Source organism: Pseudomonas sp. FSL R10-1350, assembly GCF_009600525.1.
GTDB classification, from domain to species: domain Bacteria; phylum Pseudomonadota; class Gammaproteobacteria; order Pseudomonadales; family Pseudomonadaceae; genus Aquipseudomonas; species Aquipseudomonas helleri.
On the sequence record NZ_WIVR01000002.1, the window covers coordinates 64,194 to 88,493 of the forward strand.

The 24,300-nt window shown below is 58.6% G+C and carries 18 protein-coding genes; 7 read left to right on the forward strand and 11 right to left on the reverse strand.

Annotated elements, in window-relative coordinates; translation table 11 throughout:
* Positions 1 to 309: 309 nt before the first annotated feature.
* Positions 310 to 1,326 carry a zinc-dependent alcohol dehydrogenase family protein gene (locus GHO25_RS01370; RefSeq protein WP_153389661.1) on the reverse strand — a complete coding sequence of 339 codons (1,017 nt, stop codon included), beginning with the start codon at positions 1,324 to 1,326 and terminating at the stop codon, positions 310 to 312.
* Between the two features lie 289 nt (positions 1,327 to 1,615).
* On the opposite strand from GHO25_RS01370, the gene GHO25_RS01375 reads away from it, so the two are divergent.
* Positions 1,616 to 2,530 (forward strand): LysR family transcriptional regulator, encoded by a 915-nt coding sequence (locus GHO25_RS01375; protein WP_153355524.1) that lies wholly within the window; start codon positions 1,616 to 1,618, stop codon positions 2,528 to 2,530.
* Positions 2,531 to 2,586: 56 nt separating this feature from the next.
* Here GHO25_RS01375 and GHO25_RS01380 read toward each other — a convergent pair whose 3' ends face one another.
* The 9 genes from GHO25_RS01380 to GHO25_RS01420 all read right to left on the reverse strand — a co-directional run bounded on the left by GHO25_RS01380 (position 2,587) and on the right by GHO25_RS01420 (position 13,947).
* Complete coding sequence (locus GHO25_RS01380; RefSeq protein WP_048372033.1) at positions 2,587 to 3,846, reverse strand: type II toxin-antitoxin system HipA family toxin; 1,260 nt, start codon at positions 3,844 to 3,846, stop codon at positions 2,587 to 2,589.
* The gene (locus GHO25_RS01385; RefSeq protein WP_048372030.1) at positions 3,839 to 4,156 is read right to left on the reverse strand and encodes a helix-turn-helix domain-containing protein; all 318 of its coding nucleotides are present in this window, start codon (positions 4,154 to 4,156) and stop codon (positions 3,839 to 3,841) included. Before GHO25_RS01385 ends, GHO25_RS01380 begins: the two co-directional genes overlap by 8 nt.
* Before the next feature lie 258 nt (positions 4,157 to 4,414).
* On the reverse strand, positions 4,415 to 6,631 hold the full coding sequence (locus tag GHO25_RS01390; protein ID WP_178109937.1) for a TonB-dependent siderophore receptor: 2,217 nt from the start codon (positions 6,629 to 6,631) through the stop codon (positions 4,415 to 4,417).
* A gap of 115 nt (positions 6,632 to 6,746) precedes the next feature.
* Positions 6,747 to 7,739 carry a siderophore ABC transporter substrate-binding protein gene (locus GHO25_RS01395; RefSeq protein WP_153389662.1) on the reverse strand — a complete coding sequence of 331 codons (993 nt, stop codon included), beginning with the start codon at positions 7,737 to 7,739 and terminating at the stop codon, positions 6,747 to 6,749.
* 14 nt (positions 7,740 to 7,753) lie between these two features.
* Positions 7,754 to 8,515 (reverse strand): ABC transporter ATP-binding protein, encoded by a 762-nt coding sequence (locus GHO25_RS01400; protein ID WP_153389663.1) that lies wholly within the window; start codon positions 8,513 to 8,515, stop codon positions 7,754 to 7,756.
* Entirely contained in the window at positions 8,512 to 9,462 is a 951-nt protein-coding gene (locus tag GHO25_RS01405) for an iron chelate uptake ABC transporter family permease subunit (RefSeq protein ID WP_153389664.1), read from the reverse strand. The genes GHO25_RS01400 and GHO25_RS01405 overlap by 4 nt, the downstream gene beginning before the upstream one ends.
* Positions 9,459 to 10,400 (reverse strand): ABC transporter permease, encoded by a 942-nt coding sequence (locus tag GHO25_RS01410; RefSeq protein ID WP_153389665.1) that lies wholly within the window; start codon positions 10,398 to 10,400, stop codon positions 9,459 to 9,461. The genes GHO25_RS01405 and GHO25_RS01410 overlap by 4 nt, the downstream gene beginning before the upstream one ends.
* A complete protein-coding gene (locus GHO25_RS01415) occupies positions 10,400 to 12,166 on the reverse strand; it encodes an ABC transporter ATP-binding protein (protein ID WP_153389666.1) in 1,767 nt (588 codons plus the stop codon). The genes GHO25_RS01410 and GHO25_RS01415 overlap by 1 nt, the downstream gene beginning before the upstream one ends.
* Positions 12,160 to 13,947, reverse strand: a complete 1,788-nt coding sequence (locus GHO25_RS01420) for an ABC transporter ATP-binding protein (RefSeq protein ID WP_153389667.1) — start codon at positions 13,945 to 13,947, stop codon at positions 12,160 to 12,162. The genes GHO25_RS01415 and GHO25_RS01420 overlap by 7 nt, the downstream gene beginning before the upstream one ends.
* A 190-nt stretch (positions 13,948 to 14,137) precedes the next feature.
* On the opposite strand from GHO25_RS01420, the gene GHO25_RS01425 reads away from it, so the two are divergent.
* Together GHO25_RS01425 and GHO25_RS01430 are read left to right on the forward strand one after the other, a co-directional pair.
* Entirely contained in the window at positions 14,138 to 14,782 is a 645-nt protein-coding gene (locus tag GHO25_RS01425) for a TetR/AcrR family transcriptional regulator (RefSeq protein ID WP_153389668.1), read from the forward strand.
* 190 nt (positions 14,783 to 14,972) lie between these two features.
* Complete coding sequence (locus GHO25_RS01430) at positions 14,973 to 17,633, forward strand: RHS repeat domain-containing protein (protein ID WP_153389669.1); 2,661 nt, start codon at positions 14,973 to 14,975, stop codon at positions 17,631 to 17,633.
* Between the two features lie 66 nt (positions 17,634 to 17,699).
* On the opposite strand, the gene GHO25_RS01435 is transcribed toward GHO25_RS01430, so the two are convergent.
* The gene (locus GHO25_RS01435; RefSeq protein WP_153389670.1) at positions 17,700 to 18,884 is read right to left on the reverse strand and encodes an MFS transporter; all 1,185 of its coding nucleotides are present in this window, start codon (positions 18,882 to 18,884) and stop codon (positions 17,700 to 17,702) included.
* Between the two features lie 99 nt (positions 18,885 to 18,983).
* Here GHO25_RS01435 and GHO25_RS01440 point away from each other — a divergent pair, with 99 nt between their 5' ends.
* The 4 genes from GHO25_RS01440 to GHO25_RS01455 all read left to right on the forward strand — a co-directional run bounded on the left by GHO25_RS01440 (position 18,984) and on the right by GHO25_RS01455 (position 24,135).
* A complete protein-coding gene (locus tag GHO25_RS01440; protein WP_153389671.1) occupies positions 18,984 to 19,925 on the forward strand; it encodes a LysR family transcriptional regulator in 942 nt (313 codons plus the stop codon).
* A 127-nt stretch (positions 19,926 to 20,052) separates the two neighbouring features.
* Positions 20,053 to 20,562, forward strand: a complete 510-nt coding sequence (locus GHO25_RS01445) for a sigma-70 family RNA polymerase sigma factor (RefSeq protein ID WP_153389672.1) — start codon at positions 20,053 to 20,055, stop codon at positions 20,560 to 20,562.
* A 5-nt stretch (positions 20,563 to 20,567) separates the two neighbouring features.
* Complete coding sequence (locus GHO25_RS01450) at positions 20,568 to 21,557, forward strand: FecR domain-containing protein (RefSeq protein WP_372240913.1); 990 nt, start codon at positions 20,568 to 20,570, stop codon at positions 21,555 to 21,557.
* Between the two features lie 181 nt (positions 21,558 to 21,738).
* A complete protein-coding gene (locus GHO25_RS01455) occupies positions 21,739 to 24,135 on the forward strand; it encodes a TonB-dependent siderophore receptor (protein WP_372240916.1) in 2,397 nt (798 codons plus the stop codon).
* Positions 24,136 to 24,300 lie beyond the last annotated feature (165 nt).

The following is a 24,300-nucleotide window of genomic DNA, read 5'->3' on the forward strand; positions in this document are numbered from 1 at the left end:
TCCAGTTCGACCGCTGTATTATCGACAGCCCTCAGCGCCAAGCACACCGTTACCTAATGGGTTCACCTCATAACAGATGCGACCCACATATGCATAGGAATTCACCTACACATAAAACACACACAAAAGAATATTTTTCCAGTTTGGAAAAATCTAAACGAATTGATCCCCGATCATTAAAAACTGCCAGCATCACTATTCAATAAACAAAAGCAGGCCCATGTTTATTCATGCGCAACAAAAATGCCCTTGAACTCAAGGTTCAAGGGCAGGCTGTTTGCAACTGCAGTCAGTCTGTGGGTTTAAAAATTACCCCAGCTCCAGTGCCACACGTCCGCGGCATGGGCAATCGTCCATGTAGCGATGGGCTTCAACGAACTTATCGAAGGGGAACACTTTTACATCCAGAGGCAGCAACACCCTGTCGGCGGTCAACTGGTTGATTTCACGCAGGGCGCGCTGGATGGCCTCTACGTCCTGGTCAATGCCCAACTCCGGCTTGCCAGTGAAGTTACCGATGCAATGCACAAAAAACTGAATATTCTTCTGAAAACAGGCACAGGCTGGCAGACGCGTCTGGTTGCCGCCTTGCAGACCGTAGAGCACCAGGCTGCCGCGAGGCGCCAACACGTCACCCAGCACTGACATTTGCGGGCCACCCAGACCATCGAAAACGGCGTCCACGCCTCGGCTGTCGGTAATCTTGTTGACCTGCATCAGCAGGTCCTGCTCCTCGGTCACGATGACGTGTTCGGCACCCAGGCCCAGCAGGTATTGGCGCTCCTCACCTTCTTTGGTCGCGGCGATGACTTTCGCCCCCAACGCTTTGCCCAACTGCACAAATGAAGGGCCAGCGCAGTGGCTGGCATCGGTGATCAATACCGATTGACCCGGCTTGATACGCGCCAGATCGACATAAGCGAAATAAGCAATCAACAGCGGGGTGTAATGGGTGCTGGCCTGTACCGGGGTCAGAATATCCGGATAACGGGTGAGTGCTGAGCGCGGCATCAGGATCAGCTCGCCGTAGGTTGGATACGCGTTGGCGCTCTCGGCCGGGAAGCTCGCCACCTTGTCGCCTACCGCCAAATCATCAACGCCAGCACCCACAGCGGTGACAATGCCAGCCATTTCATGGCCAATGCCCGCCGGCAAATGCGCCGGGCTTGGTGCCAGGTTCTGGCGCCATAGAACGTCATACCAACTGATACCTATCGCCTCGACACGCACCTGCACTTCGCCAGGCGCAGGCGCAGCGACCTCGTGCTCTTCGCACTTGAGCACCTCGGCTGACCCAAACTTGTGAAAACGGATCGTGCGCGACATCACAAACCTCGCCTTATTAATCGCTAATACCACGGGACTTTATCCGGGCTTTGTGCGCAAGACTAACAGACAGCATTAATAGTCGACATGCCTGACATTGATCCGGCGCGTTTTTTTAGCCGTGAAAAGCCGTGAACTGCGCCGCAAAAAATCTTGAAATTGCCGCCTACAAGCCCTGAAACACCCCTTCTCAATCCAAGAAAGGCAATCTACCGAGTGACGATTTATGACCTTTGCCAGTAAGATCCATTACCTGACTTTCCGTTGACCCTTCAGTGAATCCCGCCAGATGAACCGTAACGACTTGCGTCGCGTCGATCTGAACTTGCTGATCGTCTTCGAAACCCTGATGCATGAACGCAGTGTGACCCGTGCCGCCGAAAAACTTTTTCTGGGGCAGCCGGCCATCAGTGCGGCTTTGTCACGCCTGCGCAATTTGTTTGACGACCCCTTGTTCGTGCGTACCGGCCGCAGCATGGAGCCCACAGCGCGGGCGATAGAGATTTTCGCGCTGCTGTCACCGGCACTCGACTCCATCTCCACCGCCGTCAGCCGTGCTTCAGAATTCGACCCGGCCACCAGCACCTCGGTGTTTCGTATTGGCTTGTCGGATGACGTTGAATTTGCCCTGCTGCCGATGCTGCTCAAGCGCTTGCGCGCTGAAGCCCCGGGCATCGTCCTCGTGGTGCGGCGAGTCAACTACATCCTCATGCCACCGCTGTTGGCGTCGGGAGAGATTTCGGTAGGCGTCAGCTACACCACCGACCTGCCCGCCAATGCCAAGCGCAAAGTCTTGCGCCGCAGCCGATCAAAACTACTGCGTGCCGACACCATGCCCGGCGCCATGAGCCTGGACGACTTCTGCGCGCGGCCCCACGCACTGGTCTCATTTGCCGGCGACTTGAGTGGCTACATCGACACCGAACTGGAAAAAATCGGGCGCAAGCGCCATGTGGTGCTCGCGGTGCCGCAATTCAATGGTTTAAGCACACTGCTGGCGGGCACCGACATCGTCGCCATGGTCCCCGACTACACCGCCGAAGCCCTCACCGCCGCCGGCGGCGTGCGCGCCGAAGACCCGCCGCTTGAGATAGAAAGCTTTGAACTGCACATGGCCTGGCGCGGGGCACAGGACAACGACCCGGGAGAACGGTGGTTGCGGTCGAGGATTCAGATGTTTTTTGGGGATCCGGAGAGTCTTTAACTACAGCCAAGAAATGTCTCGTCAGGCCCCAGCTTTCCAACAAAAATCCGGCCCCCTCAAGACAGCAGCGCCACATTTTGCTCAATGCGGCTTTGGATCGTGTGCACGGTGTCTCGAGTAATAGCCCCTGGGTAGAGATCCTCAGCGATAGCTGCAAACTGGCTCGCCACATTACAAATGCCGTCAATCACTCTACCTGCAACGTCCTGAGGCACCTCGGCTTCATCGGCGAGACGGAGCATTTGCGCGCGAGAAATCGACAGGGCTTCACCCAGTACGTCCATTTGGTGATACCCACCGGGACCTTCGCAGAAGGTCACGTCATAAGCCGGCGCCAGTCGCCACTTTCCGTTTTGCGACATGAGGTAGGCGAAGTTCTTCGGATGGTCATCTCTGTTGTTGAACGCAACATTGAAGACGGCCCGCTCGAAGGCCACTGCCATTTCTCGCACGTCGTTGGTACACATCTGCGTTGCCCGCAAGAAGTTGACGTAATCCAGTACCCCAGGTGATCTGTAATCGGCTCCGGTAAAGGCCGCGAGACTCTGCATAGGTATGCGCAGCCCCTCTTGGCGGTCAAAGCGTTTGCTGGCAAACGCCGCCAATCCGTCAGGCAGGCTGAAATACTGCGTATCAGGGGTGTCGATGCCGCACTTGCGCAGACACGCGGCGTAGACCATTTCGATAGCACATACCTCGACATGCTCATCTCTTGCCGGGAACTTGACTAACCAGGCTTCAAAGCCCGGCGTGACAGCCGTAGTAAACCCGCCAGTTTCGGGGTCGCGATAAACGAGGGCTTTAGGCCTTGCTCCTTGAGGCGAGCCGCCCACCAGCAGTAATGTCTGCAAAAACTCGCCACCGTGACCATGAAGCACTTCCTGCACTTGGGCGGCAAGCTGTTGCAGCGGGACGTGCACGTCAGATTCCTGCCCTTCGGGGGCGACGGGTTGAAATGTCATGGCCCCCATCGCATTGCTACCGATATAGGCCAGCCGTTCCAGAGCACCTATGCGCGCCGTGGTAAGCCCGCGCTGTCTGAACATGCGGTCCATCAGCAACAGCCCCCAGCCGTCCGGCAGCGAGTCGTAAACAGGCCCGGGCAAGTGCAGTTGGTGGCCAGGAAAATCTCGGCGCAACTGAGCCCCCTCTAACGGCAGTGTGTAGGAGGACAGTTCCAGGCGCCTTTGCCGCGCTTCGTTGCTGTACTCGAATACAATCAGCGGGCGACCGGTCAGCGCAGTCGTGGAGACCAGCGTGCCCCATAGCCATCGTTCACCCCAGCCCTCATAGAAGACGTTCACCTGCTCATGCATTGCTGGATTTCCTCTTTGATCGCTGACGATTGGCAGTGCTTTCGTAGCGCCGAATATCCTCAATGCTTTCCAGCTTTGGCAGGAACAGACTGTCGAGTTCCTTGGCTCGACCCAAGGCCATCGCCACCCGGACCACATTTTCGAACCCGACATTACGTCCGGCCTCAAGGTTGGACACCGTGTTAGCAGCTATACCGGCACGCCCGGCCAATTCGGTTTGTGTCATGCCCAGCGCCAGGCGCTCTGTGCGCAAGCGTTCGCAAAGGCGCTTAACGATCTCGCCGGGTTTGCTGAAGCTTAAATCCAACATAGCGTGTACCAAGTCGGTGAAATATCAGTTAATTCGCAAAACTCTCGAATTAGCACCTAATCCTATAAACGGCTTAATTCCCTGTATTTGTGAGTTAAAGCCAATTTACTGACTTTAGCCACAATTTATTGGATTTATATATCTTGAAGCCTATGCGCAGACTTGAAGCCGCCATGAGTCGTAGCGTGGATGAAGGTTTGACCCTCCCCCCAACCAAAATCTGGCGGCCCCTGCCGCCAGACCTTTTCCCCTACTAGCTCAAAAATCCACCGAAGCCGAAAGCTCCACCGTCCGTGGCGCGCCCAGCCCCAGGCTGGACAGGAGTGGCGTCCCCCAATAGGCCTTGTTGGCGACGTTGGTCACGCTGCCGCGCAAGGTGATCGGGCGGCTGGCCAGGTGGGTGGTGTAGCGGGTGCCAACGTCAAAGATGGTGTAGCCAGGGATCGATTGCGAGTTGTCAGCATTGATGTATTGCTTGGACACTGAGGTTGCGTTGGCGGTGAGGGTCAGGCCTTCGATCACCGGGGTGTCCCATTCCGCGCCCAGCTTGCCTTGTAATTTGGGCAAGCCGGTGGCTGTTTTGCCCTGGTTGATGCCGCCAGCAGTCTTGGTGAGTTTGGGGTCAACATGGGCCACGCCGCCCATGAGCCGCACGTCGTTCAGCGGCGAGCCGAAGAAGCCCCATTCAATCCCGCGGTTGCGTTGTTCGCCGCCAAACGAGAAAACGTTGGTGTCCGGGTCGGTATAGCTGCTGGGGCGCTTGATTTCATAGAGGCTCAGGGTATGGGTGAAGTCGCCGAGGTCCAGCTTGAGGCCGACTTCTTTTTGCTTGGATTTGTAGGGCGCGAACACATCCCCGGCATTCGCGGCTGTCATCGGCGCAGTGGCGCCTTTGCTCAGGCCTTCTATGTAGTTGGCATACACGGATATATTGTCGGTGAGCTTGACCAGCAATGCCGCTGCGGGTGTGGTGGCGGCTTCGTCATAGCGGCCGGTTCGTGCGCCGGTGCTCACGCTGAAGGTGTCGGTCAGGACTTGCTGACGACGTACCCCCAGGGTTAATTGCACCTGGTCTTCAAGCACCGATAAGGTGTCTGCCACGCCGTAACTGGTCAGGCGGGTTTCACTGTGGGCAATGTACGGAAAGCTTTTATCCGCTGCCGGGCCCCACACCGGGTTGTAGATGTTGGTGATCCAGTCTGCTCCGGGCACCTGCCTGCGGCCGTAGTCCTTCTGGGTGTCGCCGTAGTGCGTGGCGTTGATCGACCATTGGTGCTTGATCGCCGCTGTCTGGAAGTTGCCTTTCAAGCCCGCTTCGCCTGAGGTTTTCTCCAGCTCCATTTTCAGTTGGCCCATGCTGGTCTTGAAGTCGCCCGCCTCGTTAAAGACCGTGGCCAACATGGTGCCGCTGTAAACGTAGCGGGTTTCGCTGGTGCCAAACGCCGCATAAGCCATCAGATCGTCTGTCAAGTCGTACTCACCGCGCACGATGGCGCCGTGATCCTTGGTCTGCACATAGGCCCAGTCAGGGTTGAGCAAGGTATCGGACTTGGGTGGCTTGGGCACCGCAACGCCGGAGGCCAGGTTGATACCGCGGTTCTGCCCGCGAACACGGTCTTCACTCTCATACAGGTCGGCCGACAGACGCGCGCGCTCGCCACGCCAGTCCAGACCGAGCGAGGTCAGTTCAGCTTTGAGCTTTTGATGATCCACTGCACCGTCGCCATCCCGGTACACCCCGTTAAAGCGCACACCGAACTGCTGGTCTTCACCAAAGCGCCGCCCCACGTCCAGGTGCCCGCCAAATTGCGCATCGGACATATAAGTGCCGGTGAAGCGCGTTGACGGCTCGTTGCCTGCGCGCTTGGGCACCAGGTTGACGGCACCTCCGACCGAACCTCCCGGCGGCATGCCGTTGAGCAGTGCGGACGGGCCTTTGAGCACCTCGATGCGCTCGTACATTTCCGGCGAAATCCGGTAGTAAGGGGCGACGCCATACAACCCGCCGATGGTCACGTCGCTGATGTTGCTGGCAAAACCACGAATGGAGTAGTTCTCGCTGAAGGTGCCGGTCAACCCGTTGCTGAACACTGCCGGGTCCGTGGCGGCGATCACTTGGGTAATGTTTTGCGCCTGGCGGTCAGCAATGTATTTTTCGGTGTAACTGACGGTACTGAACGGCGTTTCCATAAAGTCTTTATTGCCCAGCAGGCCAACCCGGCTGCCGTAGGCAACCTGCCCTCCCGCGTAGCTGGGGGGCAATTCGGAAGGCAAGTCCATTTCACCCTCCACCCTCGTTTCAGGCAGTGTCGAGACAGCCTTTTCTTCGGTGTTCAAGGTGTCGGCATAGGCTGGCAAGCCGGCCACGGCCAAGGTCATGCCCAATAGCACGCGCTGTACGGCATTGGCGGTGCGGCTCAAGGCAAAGTCTGCGCAAGGTTGCGCAATGCGGGTTGAAAAGTGATTTTTACGCACGCTAAGGCTCCATTCAACTGGGAAGTTGCTGGTTGTTGTTTATCTAAATCAAAAGGGTGTTTTTAATGAGAATCGTTAAATAGCCAATTAATGATTGGCCAAGGCCTGCCGCGGCTTAGCGCTGATAGCCTTTTTCAACGTCCTCAATCATCAATTTCAGCGAGGTGGGACTCGCGCCGGTCACGTACCAGGCCTGGGCATCGGCAAAAATCACCTTGCCGTTCTTCCAAGCTTTGGTCTGCTGCAGCAACGGGTTGCCCATGCTTTGGGCGTCCATCACCGGGCGACGCTCCATCACCGCCGTGCGGTCCACCACATAAATGATGTCGGGGTTGGCCTGCTGAATGAATTCGCTGGAAATCGGCTGACCATGCAGACCCGCTTCGGCTGTCGCGCTAGCGGGTTTCACCCCCAAGGCATTGAAGATAAAGCCGTAGCGCGACTGCACGCCGAATGAACTGAAAGCGCCATTGTTGTGAAGCACCACCAGGGCTTTTTCGGGCCTTCCTTCTGTGAGATGCCTGACCTCTTCGACTTTGGCATCCAGCTCATCAACCTTCTGGCGGGCCAGCGCCTGCTTGTCGAAAATCTGCCCCAGGGTCAGCAAGTGATCCTTGATGACGTCGATATGCCGCGCTTCGCTGTCGCGATAGTCGACATCGAAATGGACCGTCGGGGCCATTTCGCTCAGCTCTTGATAGTGATTGGCCTGTAACGAGGTGATGAGGATCAGGTCCGGCTTGGCCGCATACACCCGCTCAAGATTGGGCTGCACAATGGCGCCGACGTCTTCGACACTCGCGGCATCCTTGTAGCGGGCGAGAAAATGCGGGACAAAATCCTTTGGCATTCCCACCACCGGCACGCCGAGCTGGTCAAGAAAATCGACCTCGTTCATGTCAAGGGCGACCACCCGTTGCGGGGCGTGCTCGATCACCGTTGTGCCCAATTGATGCTGCACGCTGACCGGTGCGTAAGCGCCCTGCCCCGTCTGCGCGGAAGAGCTGGCCTTGGTCGGTGTTGCCGGTTTGTCGTTGCAGCCCTGCAGCGCAAAAGCTGCGGCTATCAGCAGGGCCAACGGCCACAAACGCTGGGTGTGATGCGCCATGTTCAAGGTTCTCTCTAGGGATTGAAGTAGTTGCACAGAAGCCCGCGCGGGCCCTGGCTGATGTCGAAGTCCAGCCCGTACAGTTCGCTGAGCCGGGTTTGAGTAATCACCTGTTCAACGCTCCCGGCGCACTGCACCGCACCCGCCTTCATCGCCACGATGTGATCGGAATAGCTGGCGGCAAAGTTGATGTCATGCACCACCAGAATCACCGTGCGGCCGAACTCGTCGCAGAGTCGGCGCAGCGCACGCATGATCTGCACGGCGTGCTTGATATCGAGGTTGTTGAGCGGCTCATCGAGCAACAGGTAGTCGGTCTGCTGGGCAATCGTCATCGCCAAAAAGGCCATTTGCCGCTGCCCACCGCTGAGTTCGTCGAGGTAGGCGTGACGTAACGGTTGCAGAGACAGAAATTCGATTGCCTCGCCAATCAGCCGCCGGTCTTCGGCGGTCAACGCCCCACGGCTAAACGGAAAGCGCCCAAACGCGACCAACTCCCCCACCGTCAAGCGCAAGTTGAAGTCTGGCGACTGGCGCAACGTCGCCACCCGCTTGGCGTACTCATTGATTGGCAAGCCCGTGACCGGGCGGCCTTCGAGGCGCACTTCGCCACGCCCCGGCGCCATCAGCCGCGCGATCATCATCAGCAACGTGGTCTTGCCAGCGCCGTTTGGGCCGATCAGCGAGGTCAGCCCGCCTCTCGGGAAACAGGCATTAACGTTGTTCAGTACAGTCTTGGCGCCATAGGCCTTATGGATGTCATGGACAGTAATCATGGGGTTCCTCGGGTACGCACCATCAACACCAGGAAGTACCCGCCGCACACCAGATTGACGAGGATGCCGACAGTGGTCTTGTAGTTGAAAACATGCTCGACCAAGAGTTGGGCGGCGATAAACATACCGACCGCAATCGCGCTGCCCAGCGCCAGGGTGACCCGGTGCCTGAAGGTGCGGGCCAGCGCATACGTAATGTTTGCGACAAATACGCCCATAAAGGCTGTGGGCCCGAGCAAGCTGGTGGAAATCGCCACCAGCGCCGCAATCAAGCCCAGGTGAAGGCGCACGTTGCGCCGGTAATCAACCCCTAGCGAAATGGCCTGATCGCGCCCAAGGGCGAGTACATCCAGGGTGGGTAAGGCCTTCAGGCCCATCAGGCAAACCGCCGCCACCAGCGCCCCGCAAAACAGCAACTGCGCAGGCTGTGCCCGATTAAAAGAAGCCTGGCTAAAGCCCTGCAACACAGAGAACTCACCGGGGCTGACCTTGAGCTGGACGAACTGGGTAAAAGTACTGATCACCATGGTCAGTACCAGGCCGACCAACAGCAGGAAATACACGTTGTTCTTGCCGTCCCGGAACAACCCGCGATGGATGCACCACGAATAGGCAAGCATCAGCAGTACGGACAGCAAAAAGTTACCGGAAACACCCAGCAGAACCGCGCTGTAAGTGCCGAGAAACAACACCAGCAAGGCCTGCAAGAGCAGATACACCGCCTCGTAGCCCATGATTGCGGGGGTCAATATGCGGTTGCCGGTAAGGGTCTGGAAGGTGATCGACGACCAGGCAATCGCCACCCCGCCGATTATCATGGCTGCGAGCCGGGCGAGCCGCTTGGGGATCACATAGTCAACGTCCAGGCCCGAGCGCATGAGCACAAACACCAGCGCCAACAGAACGACCACGCCCCACACGGCATATCGGGGCAGCACGCGGTTCATCGGTGCCTCCAGATGATCAGCGCGAGGAACAACACCCCGCCTACGCTGCCCGCAGTCAAACCGATGGGCACTTCGAACGGATAAATAATCAGGCGCCCAAGAATGTCGCAGACCAGCAGCAAGCACGCGCCACCCAGTGCCACGATGGGCAGCGTGCGCGCCAGGTTGTCGCCATAACGCAGCGCGACCAGATTGGGGATGACCAGGCCGACAAAGGGAATCGCGCCGACCGTAATCACCGTGGCGGATACGGTGACTGCCACCAGCAGCAAGCCCAGCACCACGGTTGCCGAATAGTTGAGCCCCAAGCTGGTGGCCATGCCTTCCCCCATGCCCACCACGGTGAAACGGTGGGCATACAGGTAGGTCAAGGCAACAAACGGCAGGATCAAATAGATGATTTCGTAGCTGCCCTGCACCACCCGGGAAAAGTCCCCCAGTAGCCAGCCCTGCATGCTTTGCATGATGTTATTGCGATAGGCATAAAACTCGGCAAAGGCGCTCAGTACGCCGCCGTACATCAGGCCGATAACCGGGACCAATACCGTGCTTTTGAACTGGATGCGGCGGATCAGCAAGACAAAGATCAGGCCGGCAGCGAAACAGAACACCAAGGCGAACAGCATTCGTGCAGGCGCCCCGGCAGCGGGCGCCAGCGCCAATGACACGAGGATGCCGAGCTTGGCCGCATCCAGCCCGCCCGTGGTGCCCGGCTCGACGAATTTGTTACGCACAATATGTTGAAGAATCACCCCGCAGACCGCCAGGCCAACCCCGGTTAGCACCAATGCGGCAAGCCGCGGCAGGCGGCTGGCCGTGATCGTCAGCCAGGCATCGCCCGACGCAGAGAACAGCTGCGACCACTGCAACTGCCGCGCCCCGACCAACAGCGACGTCAGGCAGAGCAAGGCAAACAGCACAGTCCATCGTGCACGCATCAGGCTTGCTCGCCGTTCGTGGGCACAGCGATACGCCAGCCCTTGGCCGCCCGGCGCTGCTCCAAAAACTGCGCATAACGGCCGTTGCTGGCGCGCAATGCTGCCGGGGAGCCTTGCTCAACCAATTGGCCCTTATCGAGCACAAGAATCTGATCCGCCATGGCCACCGTGGACAGTTGGTGTGCGATCACCACCAGCGTGTGCCGACCGCGCAGCCTGGCGAGTGTCTGGGCGATCACCTGTTGGTTCTCGGCATCCAGGGCAGCAGTGGCTTCATCGACCAGCAGAATGGGGGCGTTTTTGATCAGCGCCCGGGCAATCGCGATGCGTTGACGCTCACCGCCGGACAATTGCGCACCACCCTCACCCACCGGCGTATCGATGCCCTGAGGCAAACGTTCGATCAGTTCGCTGACCCCTGCCTGCTGCGCCGCATCTAGAATTTCGGCCAGGCTGGCGGCAGGTCTGCCGATACGGATGTTGTCGGCAATGCTGCCCTGAAACAGATAAGTGTCCTGAAAAATCTGACTGATCTGGCTGGCCAGTTGCGCGCTGGACATCTGCCGCACGTCCACCCCGCCAATCAGTACGCTGCCCTGGCTGGCATCGAAGAACCGCGCGAGCAAGCGCACCAGCGTGGTCTTGCCGGAGCCGGAAGCACCAATCAGTGCCGTCATGCTGCCCGGCGCAATGCGCAGGCTGACGCCGTGCAACACTTCCGGCTGATCGGGTGCATAACGCATGCTGACCCCGCGCAACTCGATCGAAGCATCTACCGGGGTCTGTGGCTGAGCGGGTTCAGGCAATGGCGCAACGGCAAAAATACTTTGCACTTGCTCAAGCTGACCGTAGGCACCACGCACGGTTTCGGCGTAGCTGGCCACATCGAGTAGCGGGTCGATGTAGCGACTGGCCAACACCAGCGCGACCACAACAGCAATCACCGAGCCGGTGTCCTGGGCAATGCCCACTTGAGCGTTGAGCCAGCCCACAGCCGCTATCAGCAATAGCGCAAAGATGGCCTGCACCACCCAGGCGTTGAGCACCACCGAGAGCGTGGACTGCAAGATCAGGCGCATGCCGGAGCGGCGCTGCCGGTCGATGGCGTGCTCCAGCAACTGCGTCCCGCCGCCTTCGCCGTTAAAGGCGCGCAGCACCGACTGTGCCTGGGCGAACTCAACCATGCGCTGGCTGGCATCGGCAAAGTGTTGCTGGTAAGCCCGGCCGGAGTGTCGCCCCAGCCGTCCTGTTAACCGCAGCGCGAGCACCAGCAGCGGCAGCCCCAGCAGTGCGATCAGGCCCAGCGGCCAGTGCAGCGCAAACAGCGCAGCGACCATTACCAGCGGCGTGACAGCGCCAGTGATGAGCGGCGTAAAGACATGCGCCGGTAATTGCGCAACCGCCATCACGCCGTGGGTAATCACATGCCCAAGGCGACTGGTATTTTGCGCGGTGAACCAGCCCAGCGGCAGGCTCGCGACATGATCACCGATACGTTGCCGGGCGCCCTGCAATATCGCCACGCCCACGGCCACACCGGCCTTGTCTACCTGACGTCGCCAAGCCCAGCACACCACCACGCCCGCCAGCGTCAGGCCCAGCCATAACCCGGCGCCCCGCACATCGTTGGCCAATAAATGCTGTAACACGGGGACCAGGGTGATAAGGCTCAGCCCGCAGAGCAGGCCATAGGCTACGGCCATGCACAGGTAGCGTCGCAAGACGGGCGCGTCATCGCCCAATAATTGAGCAAAGGGTTTTAGCATGACGGCACCGCCTGTTGTTCTGAATGCGTGTAACCACCCTGCGCCCACAAGCGCGCATAGAGCCCCTTGCATGCCAGCAGTTGCTGGTGCGAGCCCTGTTCATGCACCGTGCCGTTGTCGAGCACGATGATCTGGTCGGCATGCATCACCGTGTCGAGGCGATGAGCAATCACCAGCAGCGTGCGGCCTTCGGCAAAGCGTGAAAGGGCTTCCTGGATCGCCACTTCGCTTTCGGCGTCGGCGGCGGCCGTGGCTTCGTCGAGCACCAACACGGGCGGATCAAGCAACACGGCCCGGGCGATGCTCAAACGCTGCTGCTCGCCGCCGGAGAGCTGTGCGTCCTCGCCGATCACGGCGTCATAGCCGCGTGGCAACGCGAGGATTCGCTCGTGGATATTGGCGGTTCGCGCTGCCTCCTCGACCTCTTGCCGGGTGGCCGACGGCCTGCCCAGGGCAATGTTGTCGCGCACGCTGGCGTGGATCAGGCGCACCTCCTGCAAGACAAAACCGATGTGCCGGTACAGACTGGAGGACTCGATGTAGCGAATGTCCACACCGCCCAGCGTGATGCGCCCCTCGGTGGGGTCAAAGAAGCGCAGCAGCAGTCGCGCCAGTGTCGATTTGCCCGCACCGGAGTAACCGACGATGGCCGTGGTGGTACCCGGTTTCAGCGTCAAGTTGACGTCTGCAAGCACACGGCGCTCAGCGTCATAGGCGTAACCCACATGCTCAAAGCGGATCTCGTTGCCATTGGGCGATGTCTGTTCGCTCGGACTCAGCTGCTCCAGCACCGGTGTATCCAGCAAGGTCTGCACACGCCGGGCGGCGCCAGTCGCGTGATTCAGGTCATGGGTGATGTAGTGCAACAACAGCAAGGGGCCGCAAAGCCCCGGGGCCACCAGGGCAAATGGCAGCACATCGAGAGGTTCCATCCAGCCCAGGCCAACGAATACAGTGCCAAAGACCAGCACCATGCCCAGTACCGTAACCGGCGCTATCAGCGCATTGGCATTAGCCATCGGCGCCACCAGTGGCCGGGTGAAGCCGACAAAAGCCTCGGCGAAGGCATCCACCGCATCGCGGTAGTTGCGGGGAGCCCTGGCGGTGCCACTAAACGACTTGACCACGGCAATACCGTTGACGAATTCCACGACCGCGTTGTCGATGCGCCCCATGCCGGCCGTGAACTCCTGCATGTTCGCTTCACTGGCTTTCATGGCCCTGGCGAAGAACAGGAAGAACCCCCCAAGTGGCAGAAGCGAGACAATAGCCAGCCGCCAATCCAGCGCAAACAGATAGATCAGCGCGATCAAAATGGCCCCGCCTGCACGGCCCAGTGTCGTGTAGAAATGCGCCGTCAGGCTGTGCAGCGTATTGATGTCGTCCTGCATTGCCTGCTTGACCTCGCCCGAGGCCCGGCTGGTGAACCAGCCCAACGGTACCCGACTCAGGCGTTGCGCAATCGCCACTCGCAAATGATGGGTGAGGCGGTTGTCAGCCAAATGCGCGAGCAGCTCAGAGGCAGCGATCAACAACAAACCTGCACACAGGCTCACCAGCCCGACCGTCACGGCCCACCCCACCTGGGTTTGCGCCATGTCGGCATCGCTCAGGGCAAGCCGGGCGATGTGCGCAATCACCGCCAGCGGGACCAGCGTCAACATCGCACCTAATGCCGCAAGCATGGCGGCAAGGATCAATCGCCCACGAACTGGCTTCAGTAGATGGCTGATCGGGCCACGCACCTTTCGTTTGGCCGAGGCCGGGTCAGGAGTTTCCATGGAATTCAAACGTCCGGAATTTCAGGAGAGCTGGAAAGCTCACGCTTTCCTTCGCAGGGATACAAGCGTCGTCAGGGCATTAGAAACGCCACTGTAAACGCCAATCTTAATTAGTTGCATGACTATAAACTAATTTGCGAAATCCTGACAAGACGGCTACAAGACTGTCACCCACGTTCAAGGATTTGTTATGACCCCGCCACAATCGCCCGCAACCCGAGGGCGCCCCCGCACCATCACCCGGGAACGCATCGTCGAAGCAGGTATCAAGATGGGCTTGCCGAGCATTACCTTTGTCGGCGTAGCTGCGGCGCTGGGCGTCAGCCATATGGCGCTTTATAAGCACGTGGCGAATCTCGAAGCCCTCAAGAGCATGGTCGCCGAGGAGATCTTCACCCGTTGGCAGATACCCCAGGCCGAGGCTGATCAATACAACGGGCTGAAGGACTACATGATGGTGTTTGCCACCTCGGTGCGGGTGTTCGTCAAGGCGCATCCCGGGCTGACGCCTTACGTCATCCGCAGGCTGGCGGCGACCCAGCCGATGCTCGCCAAAATCGACGACCATCAGAGCCATATCGCCCAGGCCTATGGCCTTTCAAAAGAGCGCGCGCGCTGGCTACTGGCGACCGTCGCGTTTCACGGTATCGCCGTGGCCGATACGGTGTATTCGGTGACCGGTCGGGAACCGGTACTGGAGGCGGAGCGCGCGGCAGAAGAAGCCGAGATGGAAGCCGAGCTTGAACAAGGTATGCACGCGCTAATCGTCGGTGCACTGGTGCTGCTGGAGCAAGACGCTGAAAAAGAGGACCAGGCTAAACCTGCAATGCCCTAAACCCCACGGGCAAGCAGGTTGTGAGGCAACAGCGGCTCGCCGCGTTTGACATCGATCAAATTGATCCAGATGTCTTCCTTTCTCAGCCCGGCGTTCCAGGTGAATTGGCTCATTCCATAACCGCCTGCTACCGTTTAAATTCAAGCGGCTTCTACAACTGAGTCCGTGGCTGATACGTTGAGAATTGCTTATGCCAAGCTCCCTGCATCAGCACACGCCTTTGCTGACTGTCACCGATCCACGTGGTTTGGTTGTACGCAGCATTGCTCACCATCGACAGGAAGTTGAGGAGCCCATTGCTGAGCGGGTCCAGCGTCAGGTATTCAATGCCAACGGGCACCTGTGCCAGCAATGGGACCCGCGTTTATTTGTGCTGAGCGATCTTGCAAACCAGTCCACGCGCTATAGCCTCAGCGGCCAAGTGCTGCTGACCACGAGCGTGGATGCCGGCTGGCGGCTTGCCTGTCATGACGCTGCCGGGCAGTTGCGTGATAGCTGGGACGGACGCGACACCCATCGGCGCTTTACCTACGATGAACTGATGCGGCCAGTGAATGTGTTCGAACACGAGCCGCCGCTGTGCGTGGAGCGTTTTACCTACGCGGGTGCCGACGAAGAAGACGCCCACCACAACCGCTGCGGGCAATTGCTCCGCCACGATGATCAGGCGGGCAGTCTGTGGCATGACGCATTTGCCCTCACCGGGCAGCCGCTGAGCGAGGCGCGGCAATTCTGCACCGCACTGACGCCGCCCCAGTGGCCCGCATCTGAAGCCGATCTTGAAGACGCGGTTTACACCACACGCTGGCGACACGATGCGCTGGGTGCTGTTATCGAGCAGACCGACGCGCTTGGGCATGTGCAGCGTTTTGAATTTGATGTGGCCGGGCAACCTTTTGCGTCCTGGCTGAACAACGTTGCCTTGCTCAAAATCACGACCTACAACGCCTTGGGCCAGGTAGAAATTGAGCAGGCAGGCAACGATGTGACGACCACGGCCTATTACTCGGCGCGGGACGGCCTGCTGTCCAGTCTGAAGGCCAAAAGGTCAGACGGTAAAACGCTACAGGACCTGCACTACCAATACGATCCGGTAGGCAACATCACCCGTATCGAAGACCTTGCCCAGCCGGTGCAATGGTTTGCCAGACAGCGAATTCAGGCAGTCAGTACCTTCACCTATGACACGCTCTATCAATTGATCAGCGCTACCGGTCGCGAAAACGCCAGCCAAACCATCGGCCCGAGCCTGCCGCGGCTGGAGATCTTCGGCCCGGTAGATGACAGCCGTTGGCGCACTTACAGCCAGACCTACAGCTACGACAGCGGCGGCAACCTGACCCGGCTCAAGCACGCTGCCGGGGCTGGCAACAGCTATACCCGCGAAATGGTCGTCGACGCACTCAGCAACCGCAGCCTGTTCAAGGACGGTTCGCCGATAGATTTTGCCAAGGCGTTTGATGCCAACGGCAATAAACAGGCCCTGGCACCGGGCCAGGTCATGCAGTGGGACAGCCGCAATCAGTTGCAGCTCGTAACGCAGGTGCAGCGCGAAGATCCAGATGGCCAGGACGACGACACAGAAACCTACGTCTATGACGGCGGCGGCCAGCGCGTGCGTAAAGTGCGCCGCGCCAAAACCCGGGGTGGCGAGCATATCAGCGAAGTGCGCTACTTGCCGGGGCTGGAGATTCGCAGCCGAACGACAGGCGAGCAATTGCACGTGGTGCTTGCCCAAGCGGGGCGTAATGCCGTGCGTTTGTTGAACCGGGAAAATGGCCAGCATCAACACCGTTACAGCGTGAACGACCACTTGGGCAGCAGCACGCTGGAGCTGGATCAAAGCGGAGAAGTCTTAAGCCAGGAAAGTTACTACCCCTACGGCGGGACGGCCTGGTGGGCGGCTAAAAGTGCACTGGAAGCCCGCTACAAAGTGATTCGTTATTCGGGTAAAGAACGGGATGCAACCGGGTTGTATTACTACGGCTTCCGTTATTACGCACCGTGGTTACAGCGCTGGATAAATCCGGACCCGGCGGGGGATGTGGATGGGTTGAACCTGTTTCGAATGGTCAGGAATAACCCAGTGCGCTTTTACGATGGCGATGGCAGACAGCCTGAAGAGAATGATGATAACTACTCAGACAATTCCCCCAGCGCACACTTTCCGGGCGATCAACAAGATCTGAAAACATTCTGGCGTCGGGACGTGACTGAACAAGAGTCGGCGGCTCGCCGAACGGCTGTTGAGACTGACCTGACTCATAAGGCATCTGGCATAAATACGATTAGATCGACCTACTCGGACTCTTCCATATCCGAAAGTTACCGTTTCAAAAACGAGTATTTACCGGGGCGTTGGAAAATGATCGAAAACTTCCGTGCACCCGGCGATGGACCGTACGCAACTGATGTGACGTGGCATCAATATGAACTGGTTTCAAAGCAGAACAATTTCTACGGTGTATTACCGAAAGTCATTGTGCGCTGGGAAGTCATCAATAAAGAGGCGTTAAGCGCTACCGATAAGAACGAAGGAATGCTTGTGAATTTCCTCAACAGTGCAGGTAATGGCCGCTCTACCCAAAGATTCATGGATGCATTCGGTCTGCTGCCAACGGCGATCGACAGGCAAGTAGTTCGTGATGCCTTCAAAGGGGTGGATATCGACGTCATTGCTATACATGTCAAACCTGATCCCGCAATACAGAAAAGATTGCGCATAGCGAAGGAATTCGAGTGGACCGTAAAGCAGGGCATGCGTAATCCTGTTTCGCGTGCAGCGCACAGTGCCTGGCGAATAGTCAAACGGGGCATGCTGCCGAACGCTTCCCGACGTGCATTACGCTAATCCGTGGCAGAGGCCAGTATTGGCCTCTGCCACGGGGTGTTTGCCAGCCTGCCTTTCGTACCAGGCCTAACGCCTGATTTGCTGGTGCTTAACTGCCCACGCGATAAACAGCGCTGGCAGTAACAACCCCAGCACCAGCCACGGTATGGCTTGCGGCCCCCAGCCTGTCAGCACAGCTGCGCCGAGTACGCCACTGCCTGCAAACGCCAGATTAAAGACCGTCACCAGCATTGATTGAGCGATGTCAGCGCCCTCACCCGCCACCTCGGCCAATGCTGTTTGCAGCAACGTCGGCGCTCCGCCAAAACTCAGCCCCCACAGTACAAGACAGAAATACAGTGCACTGTCATTCAAGCGCCCCACACCCAAAGCAAGCGCTATCAGTACAAAGGTGGTCAGGTTGATCAGGATCAAACGCTTGAGCCTGCCGTCGATTAAAACGCCGGTGCCCCACAACCCAATCATCGCGGCGATCCCAAATGCCAGCAGGCCCCGATCGACCTGCAGGGCCAATCCAACAGACGCCATAAACGCGGCGATATACGTGTAAAGCGTGTAATGGGCCAGAATCCAGAGCATGACCACTACCAGCACAGGTCGTACACCGGGCGTTTGCAGCACGTTGCGCAACGGCAAACGCCCAGCGGAACGCAGCCCGGGATAATCAGGGATTTGCTGATGGATCCACAGCATAACCAGCAGACTAAGCCCTGAAAGCGCTGCAAATACCCAGCGCCAGCCCAATAACACACCCAGCCAGGCCCCAAGCGGTACGCCCAAAGCCAGCGCTAAAGGTATACCCAGCATCGCAATCGCCATGGCGCGGCCTTGCAGTTCAGGAGCAACCATGCGTCTGGCGTAGCCTGCCAGCAGGCTCCAGGCCAGACCGGTTGCTATCCCGACAAAAAGGCGCGCAGCCAAGGTCAGGCAAAACCACGGTGAGAACGCGGTCACGGCATTGCCGACACAAAACACCCCTGCCGCCAGCATCAGCAATACGCGCCGGCGCCAACCTTGCAGCGCCAAGGTCAGAGGAATAGCCGCCAACCCTGAACCCAGCGCGCACAGGGTCACCAGTTGGCCAGTCCAGGCTTGCGACACACCAAACGTTTCGGCAATTTGCGGCAAAAGCCCGGCGGGTACGGTTTCATTTGCGGTGGCGATAAAGCTGGCCATGGTCAGCGCCAATAGCGCCGCCAACGGAAGACGCTCTTGGGGTCTCGATAAAGAAGAAAGTGTTTCAGCGGTCATGGCCTGTGCTCAGTAGCGATAGAAGGCCTAAGTCTGCGCAATTGCCAGATCCTTGATAATTGGCCTAGCATTTGATGAACCTTCAAATCCAGATTGAATATGGCCACTGACCGCTTGGGTGATATGCGTTTATTTGTCGAGGCGGCAGCGCTTGGCAGTTTGTCGGCTGCGGGTCGCAAACTGGGCTTGTCGCCCGCGGCGGCCAGCGCACGACTGATCAAACTGGAGGCGACGCTGCGCACCCGTTTGTTTGATCGCACCACGCGCCAGTTACGCCTGACCGAAGAAGGCCGCTTTTACTTACAACAATGCTGGGTCGCCTTGCGCGCAATTGATGAAGCCGAAGCCGGGCTTCAAGCCAGCGGTGAAAAAGTACGTGGCAAAGTGCGGATATCCGCCTCGGCCGATTTTGGCCGCAATCTGTTCAACGACTGGCTGCAAGACTTCAGCGCCTTATACCCGGACTTGAAAATCGCGCTGAGCTTGTCGGATTCGGTGTCAAATCTGCTGCAGGACGATCTCGACCTAGCCATCCGTTTTGGCCTGCCCCAAGACAGCTCGCTGATCGCCCGCCAACTGGCTCCCAACTGGCGGGTACTGTGTGCGTCACCTGAATACCTGGCACGCCATGGTGAGCCTGAAACCCCTGCTGATCTCGCCAGACACACGTTTATCGTCCTGGTCACGTCGGCCGGGCCCCTGAATACCTTCCACTTTGTGGTTGAAGGGCAGCCGTGGGATCACGTCGTCCCTATGAACGAGGCCTGGGAAACCAACGACGGTGCGCTGGCCAGGGAGTGGGCATTGGCTGGTCACGGCATCGCCCGAAAAACCATCTGGGATGCCGCCACGGATATACGGGCAGGCCGACTGAAAGTCGTGCTCCCGGACTTTTGCATCCGCGAAGCAGGTGTCTATGCCGTTTTACACAGTAACCGCTACCGAAGCCCTCGGGTGCGGGTATTGCTGGACTTCCTTATCGAGCGTTTCAATCGGGCAACCCATGATTTGTTGCTCGATACCAAGGATGCTACGCACTAAACAGCGGGTTATTCACTCTCCTGCCATCCCTGTGAACACACTGGGCCCGGTACTGGCAGATTGCATCCCTCCAGCGCCCACGCTAAAGTTGAGAATACTTATCAATCACTAACTGATTTTCATCATCATGACCAACCACCGCAGTTTCGAACAGGATGTCGAGCACCTCTACCTGCAACACAGTGGTTGGCTGAAGAACTGGTTGCGCAAACGCTTGCAGGAAAACGCCGATGCCGATGACCTGACGCAGGATACGTTTGTACGCATCATGCGGTCGCGGCGCCCGGTCGATGACTTGCGCCAGCCCTTGGCCTATCTGGCGACAATTGCCAATAGCCTGCTGATCAATCGCTGGCGCCGTCAGGCGGTGGAGCGCGCTTACCTGCAAGCGTTGGCCGAGCAGCCACAAGCACTGCAAATGTCCCCGGAAGACAAATCCCTGCTGATTGAAACCCTGGTAGAGATCGATGAATTGCTCAACGGGATGCCGCCGTCCATGCGAGAAATTTTCTTGCTCTCGCAACTGGACGGCCTGACCTACAAACAGATCGGCAGCCAACTGGGGATGAGTGTCGATAAAGTCCAAAAGTCCATGAGCAAAGCATTCGCCATGTGCTACGCCAGCCAGTTCGAGTGAGTCGCGTGTCAGTACCTGAAAACCCGTCCACGCCTCTGCCCGAAGCCATCCGTGACCAGGCCCTGGCATGGTTTACCCTGGCGCAATCGGGCGAAATGAATTCGGCGCAAGCGTTGGCGCTCCAACAATGGCGCAATGCACATGTGCAACACGAGCAAGCATGGCAACGCTTCAACAGCATTCGCCAGCAGTTGCAGTGTCGTTCCAGCCAACTGGCCAATCCCTTGGCCCGGCAGACCTTAAAGAACACCCCTGCACAGGAACGCGACCGTCGCCAAGTGCTCAAGATTCTACTCGGTGCCGGGCTTCTGGGCGGCACTACCTGGCAAGCCAGTGACAGCTTCTGGCTGCAAAGCACGCTTGCCGATTATCACACCGGCACCGGCGAACGCAGCCACTACACGTTGGCAGACGGTACGCAGATCTGGCTTAACACGCGCACCCTGCTGGATGTGCACTACGACGCTCAGGTACGGCGTCTGACCTTGCGTCAGGGTGAAATAGATGTACTTACCGCCATCGACCCTGGCGGGCGACCGCTGCTGGTCTATACCGCCGAGGCGCGCTTGCAACCGCTGGGTACGCGTTTCAGCGTGCGTCGCGAGGAGGATGGGCGCGGCACCCTGTTGGCGGTCAGTAGCGGCAAAGTGGCTGCCAGCCTGAAGAGCGGTGGCGACTCACGGGTGGTGCAAGCCCACACACAAGCCTGGATCAGCAGTAGCCAGGTGTACCCTGCACAACCCGCCAATCTCGCCGATACAGCCTGGATCGACGGTTTTATTGTCGCCGAGCGCATGCGCCTGGGGGACTTCATACAGGAACTGTCGCGCCATGTGCCCGGCCTGTTGCGCTGCGATCCCGCTGTCGCGGACCTGCGGCTGACAGGGTCGTACCCGTTGCAAGACCCCGAACAAATCTTCTCGATGTTGGAGCAAAGTTTGCCGGTGACAGTGCAGCGTCGGACCCGTTATTGGACAACCCTCACCTCTCGCTGAGCACGTCTTCAAAATAAATCAAAAAAATCGGCAGGTTTTTGATTCTCATTTGGCTTATGGGCAAATCCCGCTGATTGCGATAGCGGGCAGCCCCCTCTCCTGACGTCGGAAACCCGCCATGAAAGACCGCTCTATCCCTCGATCGCCTGTACGTAAACGCAGCTGTGTATCAGCCGTCAGCATGCTGCTGCTCGGCGGACTGGTCGTTACCGAAGGCTTGCTGGTGCCCCAGGTTCAGGCACAGGCAGCGGATCGGCAGATTCAGTTTTCAGTCAATCCCGGCCCTCTGGATCAAGCGCTCGGCCAGTTTGGCCGCCAAGCCGCCATTGCCCTGTCGACCAATGCCAGCCTGACCGCAGGCAAAACCAGCCAGGGCCTTAAGGGTCAGTACAGCGTGGCCGAAGGGCTGGCACACATTCTGGCAGGCAGCGGTTACTCCGCCGTGCAGCAGGCCAATGGCGCCTATTTGCTGGTGCCGCAGGTCGCCGGTGCGCTGGAGCTTGGCGCCACCAGTATCAACGCTTCGGCATTGGGCAGCACCACAGAGAACACCGGATCCTACGCCACCGGTGCCATGCAGACAGCGACCAAACTGTCGATGAGCCAGCGCGAGACCCCGCAAGCGGTCACCGTCATCACCCGCCAGCGCATGGACGACCAAGACATGCGCAATCTGGATGACGTGGTGCAAGCCACTCCGGGCTTGCGCATGGCGGCTGCACGTCCCGCCAACAGCGAATATTTTTCCCGGGGCTTTCCCATAACCAACCTGATGTTCGATGGCTTGCCCACCACCTACAACGCCGACTGGGTAGCCGCTGCAGACATGGCGCCGTACGACCGCGTAGAAATCGTGCGTGGCGCCACCGGCTTGATGCAAGGCGCCGGCAACCCGTCTGCCGCCATCAACATGGTGCGCAAACGCCCAACCCATGACTTTCAAGGCAGCATTAGCGCAGGGGCCGGAAGCTGGGACAACTACCGTTCCGAACTGGACGTATCGGGCCCATTGAACGACTCGGGCAGCCTGCGCGGACGCTTTGTCGGTGCCTACCAGGACAAGGACGGTTTCCAGGACTATGCCGGACGTGAGCGCGGGGTGTTTTACGGCATCAGCGAGTTCGATCTGAACGACTCCACCACCCTGACCGTCGGGGCCTCGGATCAAAACGATAACAACAACATCAACTGGGGCGGCTTGCCGGTCAACCCGGACGGCAGCCACGTCAACTTCTCCCGCTCCAAGACCTTCGGTTACACCTGGAGCCACCAGGACATTGACAACAAGACCGTGTTTGCCGAGCTGGACCATCGCTTCGCCAATGACTGGCGCGGCCATGTCTCGGCCTCTAAAAACTGGTCGGACTTCAAGCTGACCGGCGCTGTGCTGGAGCATTACGCCACCTACCAACAGCGGGTCTTCAACCAGAAGCGCAACTACGACCAGTCCACCTACGACGCCTATGTCAGCGGGCCTTTCAACCTGTTTGACCGCCAGCACGAACTGGTAATCGGTGCCAGCAAGCGCCAGCTGAAGACCTCCGGCAAGGGCGGAAATATGTTTATTCCGGTGGCCGACATCATCAACTTCGACCCCCACAGCGTGCCCAAACCCTATGTGCCTGACAGTTACAACCTGAGCGAAAACATCGACCAGGAAGGCCTCTACGTGACCACCCGCTGGAGTATCAGCGACCCGTTAAAAGTGATCCTCGGCGCTCGTCTGGACTGGTACGACACCACGTCGATCTACGATCAGTTGAACGACGATTACTACACCAACAGCAATTACAAGGTCACGCGCAACCTGACCCGCTATGCCGGAGTGATCTATGAACTGGACGCCAACCATTCGGTCTACGCCAGCTACACCGACATCTTCATGCCGCAAAGCGAAGTGGCCAATGACAACTCTGTCATCAAGCCTATCGTTGGCAAGAACTACGAAATCGGGATCAAGGGCGAATACTTCGATGGTGCTCTGAACGTCAGCGCGGCCTTCTTCCAGATTGATCAGGAGAACCGGGCGGCCTTGCTCGACAACCAGTCCCAATGCGCCCGCAGCGATGACGGCGTGTATTGCTACGAAGCCGCAGGCAAAGTCCGCAGCCAGGGCATTGACCTGGAGTTGATCGGCGCCTTGACCCCGGACTGGCAAATCGGCGCAGGCTACACCTTTGCCCAAGCCAAGTACCGCAAGGATGCTGATCACAACAAGGAAGGCCGACTGTTCGATACCGACGTGCCGCGCCACCTGTTCAAGCTCAATACGGTTTACACCCTGCCGGGTGAGCTCAACCAATGGCGCGTCGGGGCCAACCTGTATAGCCAGAGCAGCATTTTCAACAAAGGCAGCAACTCAACGTTCGGCCAATATCACATCGAGCAAAGAACCTATGCATTGGTTGGGCTGATGGCGGGCTACAAGGTGAACCAGCACCTGGATACCCGCTTGAACATCAACAACCTGTTCGACAAAAAGTACTACCAGGGTATCGCCAGCAACAGCACCTGGAGCCCCTACGACGTTTACGGCGACCCGCGTAACTTCAGCATCACGGCAAAGTACAGCTTCTAAATACCGTGGGAATTGTTCCTTGGATCAACAGCCACAGGGTTGCCTGGTTCTTGTAGCAGTTGACGAGTCTTGCGAGGCTACGTCCGGCTGCGCGGCAGCCGTAGAGTCTGGCGGCAAAGATCAAAAGATCGCGAGCAAGCTCGCTCCTACAGGACCTTTTAATCA

Bases quoted from the DNA above. Each gene is read 5' to 3' on its own strand.
- GHO25_RS01370 (WP_153389661.1), bottom strand. From the start codon at position 1,326: ATGTCGCGCACGATCCGTTTTCACAAGTTTGGGTCAGCCGAGGTGCTC.
- GHO25_RS01375 (WP_153355524.1), top strand. From the start codon at position 1,616: ATGAACCGTAACGACTTGCGTCGCGTCGATCTGAACTTGCTGATCGTC.
- GHO25_RS01380 (WP_048372033.1), bottom strand. From the start codon at position 3,846: ATGCATGAGCAGGTGAACGTCTTCTATGAGGGCTGGGGTGAACGATGG.
- GHO25_RS01385 (WP_048372030.1), bottom strand. From the start codon at position 4,156: ATGTTGGATTTAAGCTTCAGCAAACCCGGCGAGATCGTTAAGCGCCTT.
- GHO25_RS01395 (WP_153389662.1), bottom strand. From the start codon at position 7,739: ATGGCGCATCACACCCAGCGTTTGTGGCCGTTGGCCCTGCTGATAGCC.
- GHO25_RS01400 (WP_153389663.1), bottom strand. From the start codon at position 8,515: ATGATTACTGTCCATGACATCCATAAGGCCTATGGCGCCAAGACTGTA.
- GHO25_RS01405 (WP_153389664.1), bottom strand. From the start codon at position 9,462: ATGAACCGCGTGCTGCCCCGATATGCCGTGTGGGGCGTGGTCGTTCTG.
- GHO25_RS01410 (WP_153389665.1), bottom strand. From the start codon at position 10,400: ATGCGTGCACGATGGACTGTGCTGTTTGCCTTGCTCTGCCTGACGTCG.
- GHO25_RS01415 (WP_153389666.1), bottom strand. From the start codon at position 12,166: ATGCTAAAACCCTTTGCTCAATTATTGGGCGATGACGCGCCCGTCTTG.
- GHO25_RS01420 (WP_153389667.1), bottom strand. From the start codon at position 13,947: ATGGAAACTCCTGACCCGGCCTCGGCCAAACGAAAGGTGCGTGGCCCG.
- GHO25_RS01425 (WP_153389668.1), top strand. From the start codon at position 14,138: ATGACCCCGCCACAATCGCCCGCAACCCGAGGGCGCCCCCGCACCATC.
- GHO25_RS01430 (WP_153389669.1), top strand. From the start codon at position 14,973: ATGCCAAGCTCCCTGCATCAGCACACGCCTTTGCTGACTGTCACCGAT.
- GHO25_RS01435 (WP_153389670.1), bottom strand. From the start codon at position 18,884: ATGACCGCTGAAACACTTTCTTCTTTATCGAGACCCCAAGAGCGTCTT.
- GHO25_RS01440 (WP_153389671.1), top strand. From the start codon at position 18,984: ATGGCCACTGACCGCTTGGGTGATATGCGTTTATTTGTCGAGGCGGCA.
- GHO25_RS01445 (WP_153389672.1), top strand. From the start codon at position 20,053: ATGACCAACCACCGCAGTTTCGAACAGGATGTCGAGCACCTCTACCTG.
- GHO25_RS01455 (WP_372240916.1), top strand. From the start codon at position 21,739: ATGCTGCTGCTCGGCGGACTGGTCGTTACCGAAGGCTTGCTGGTGCCC.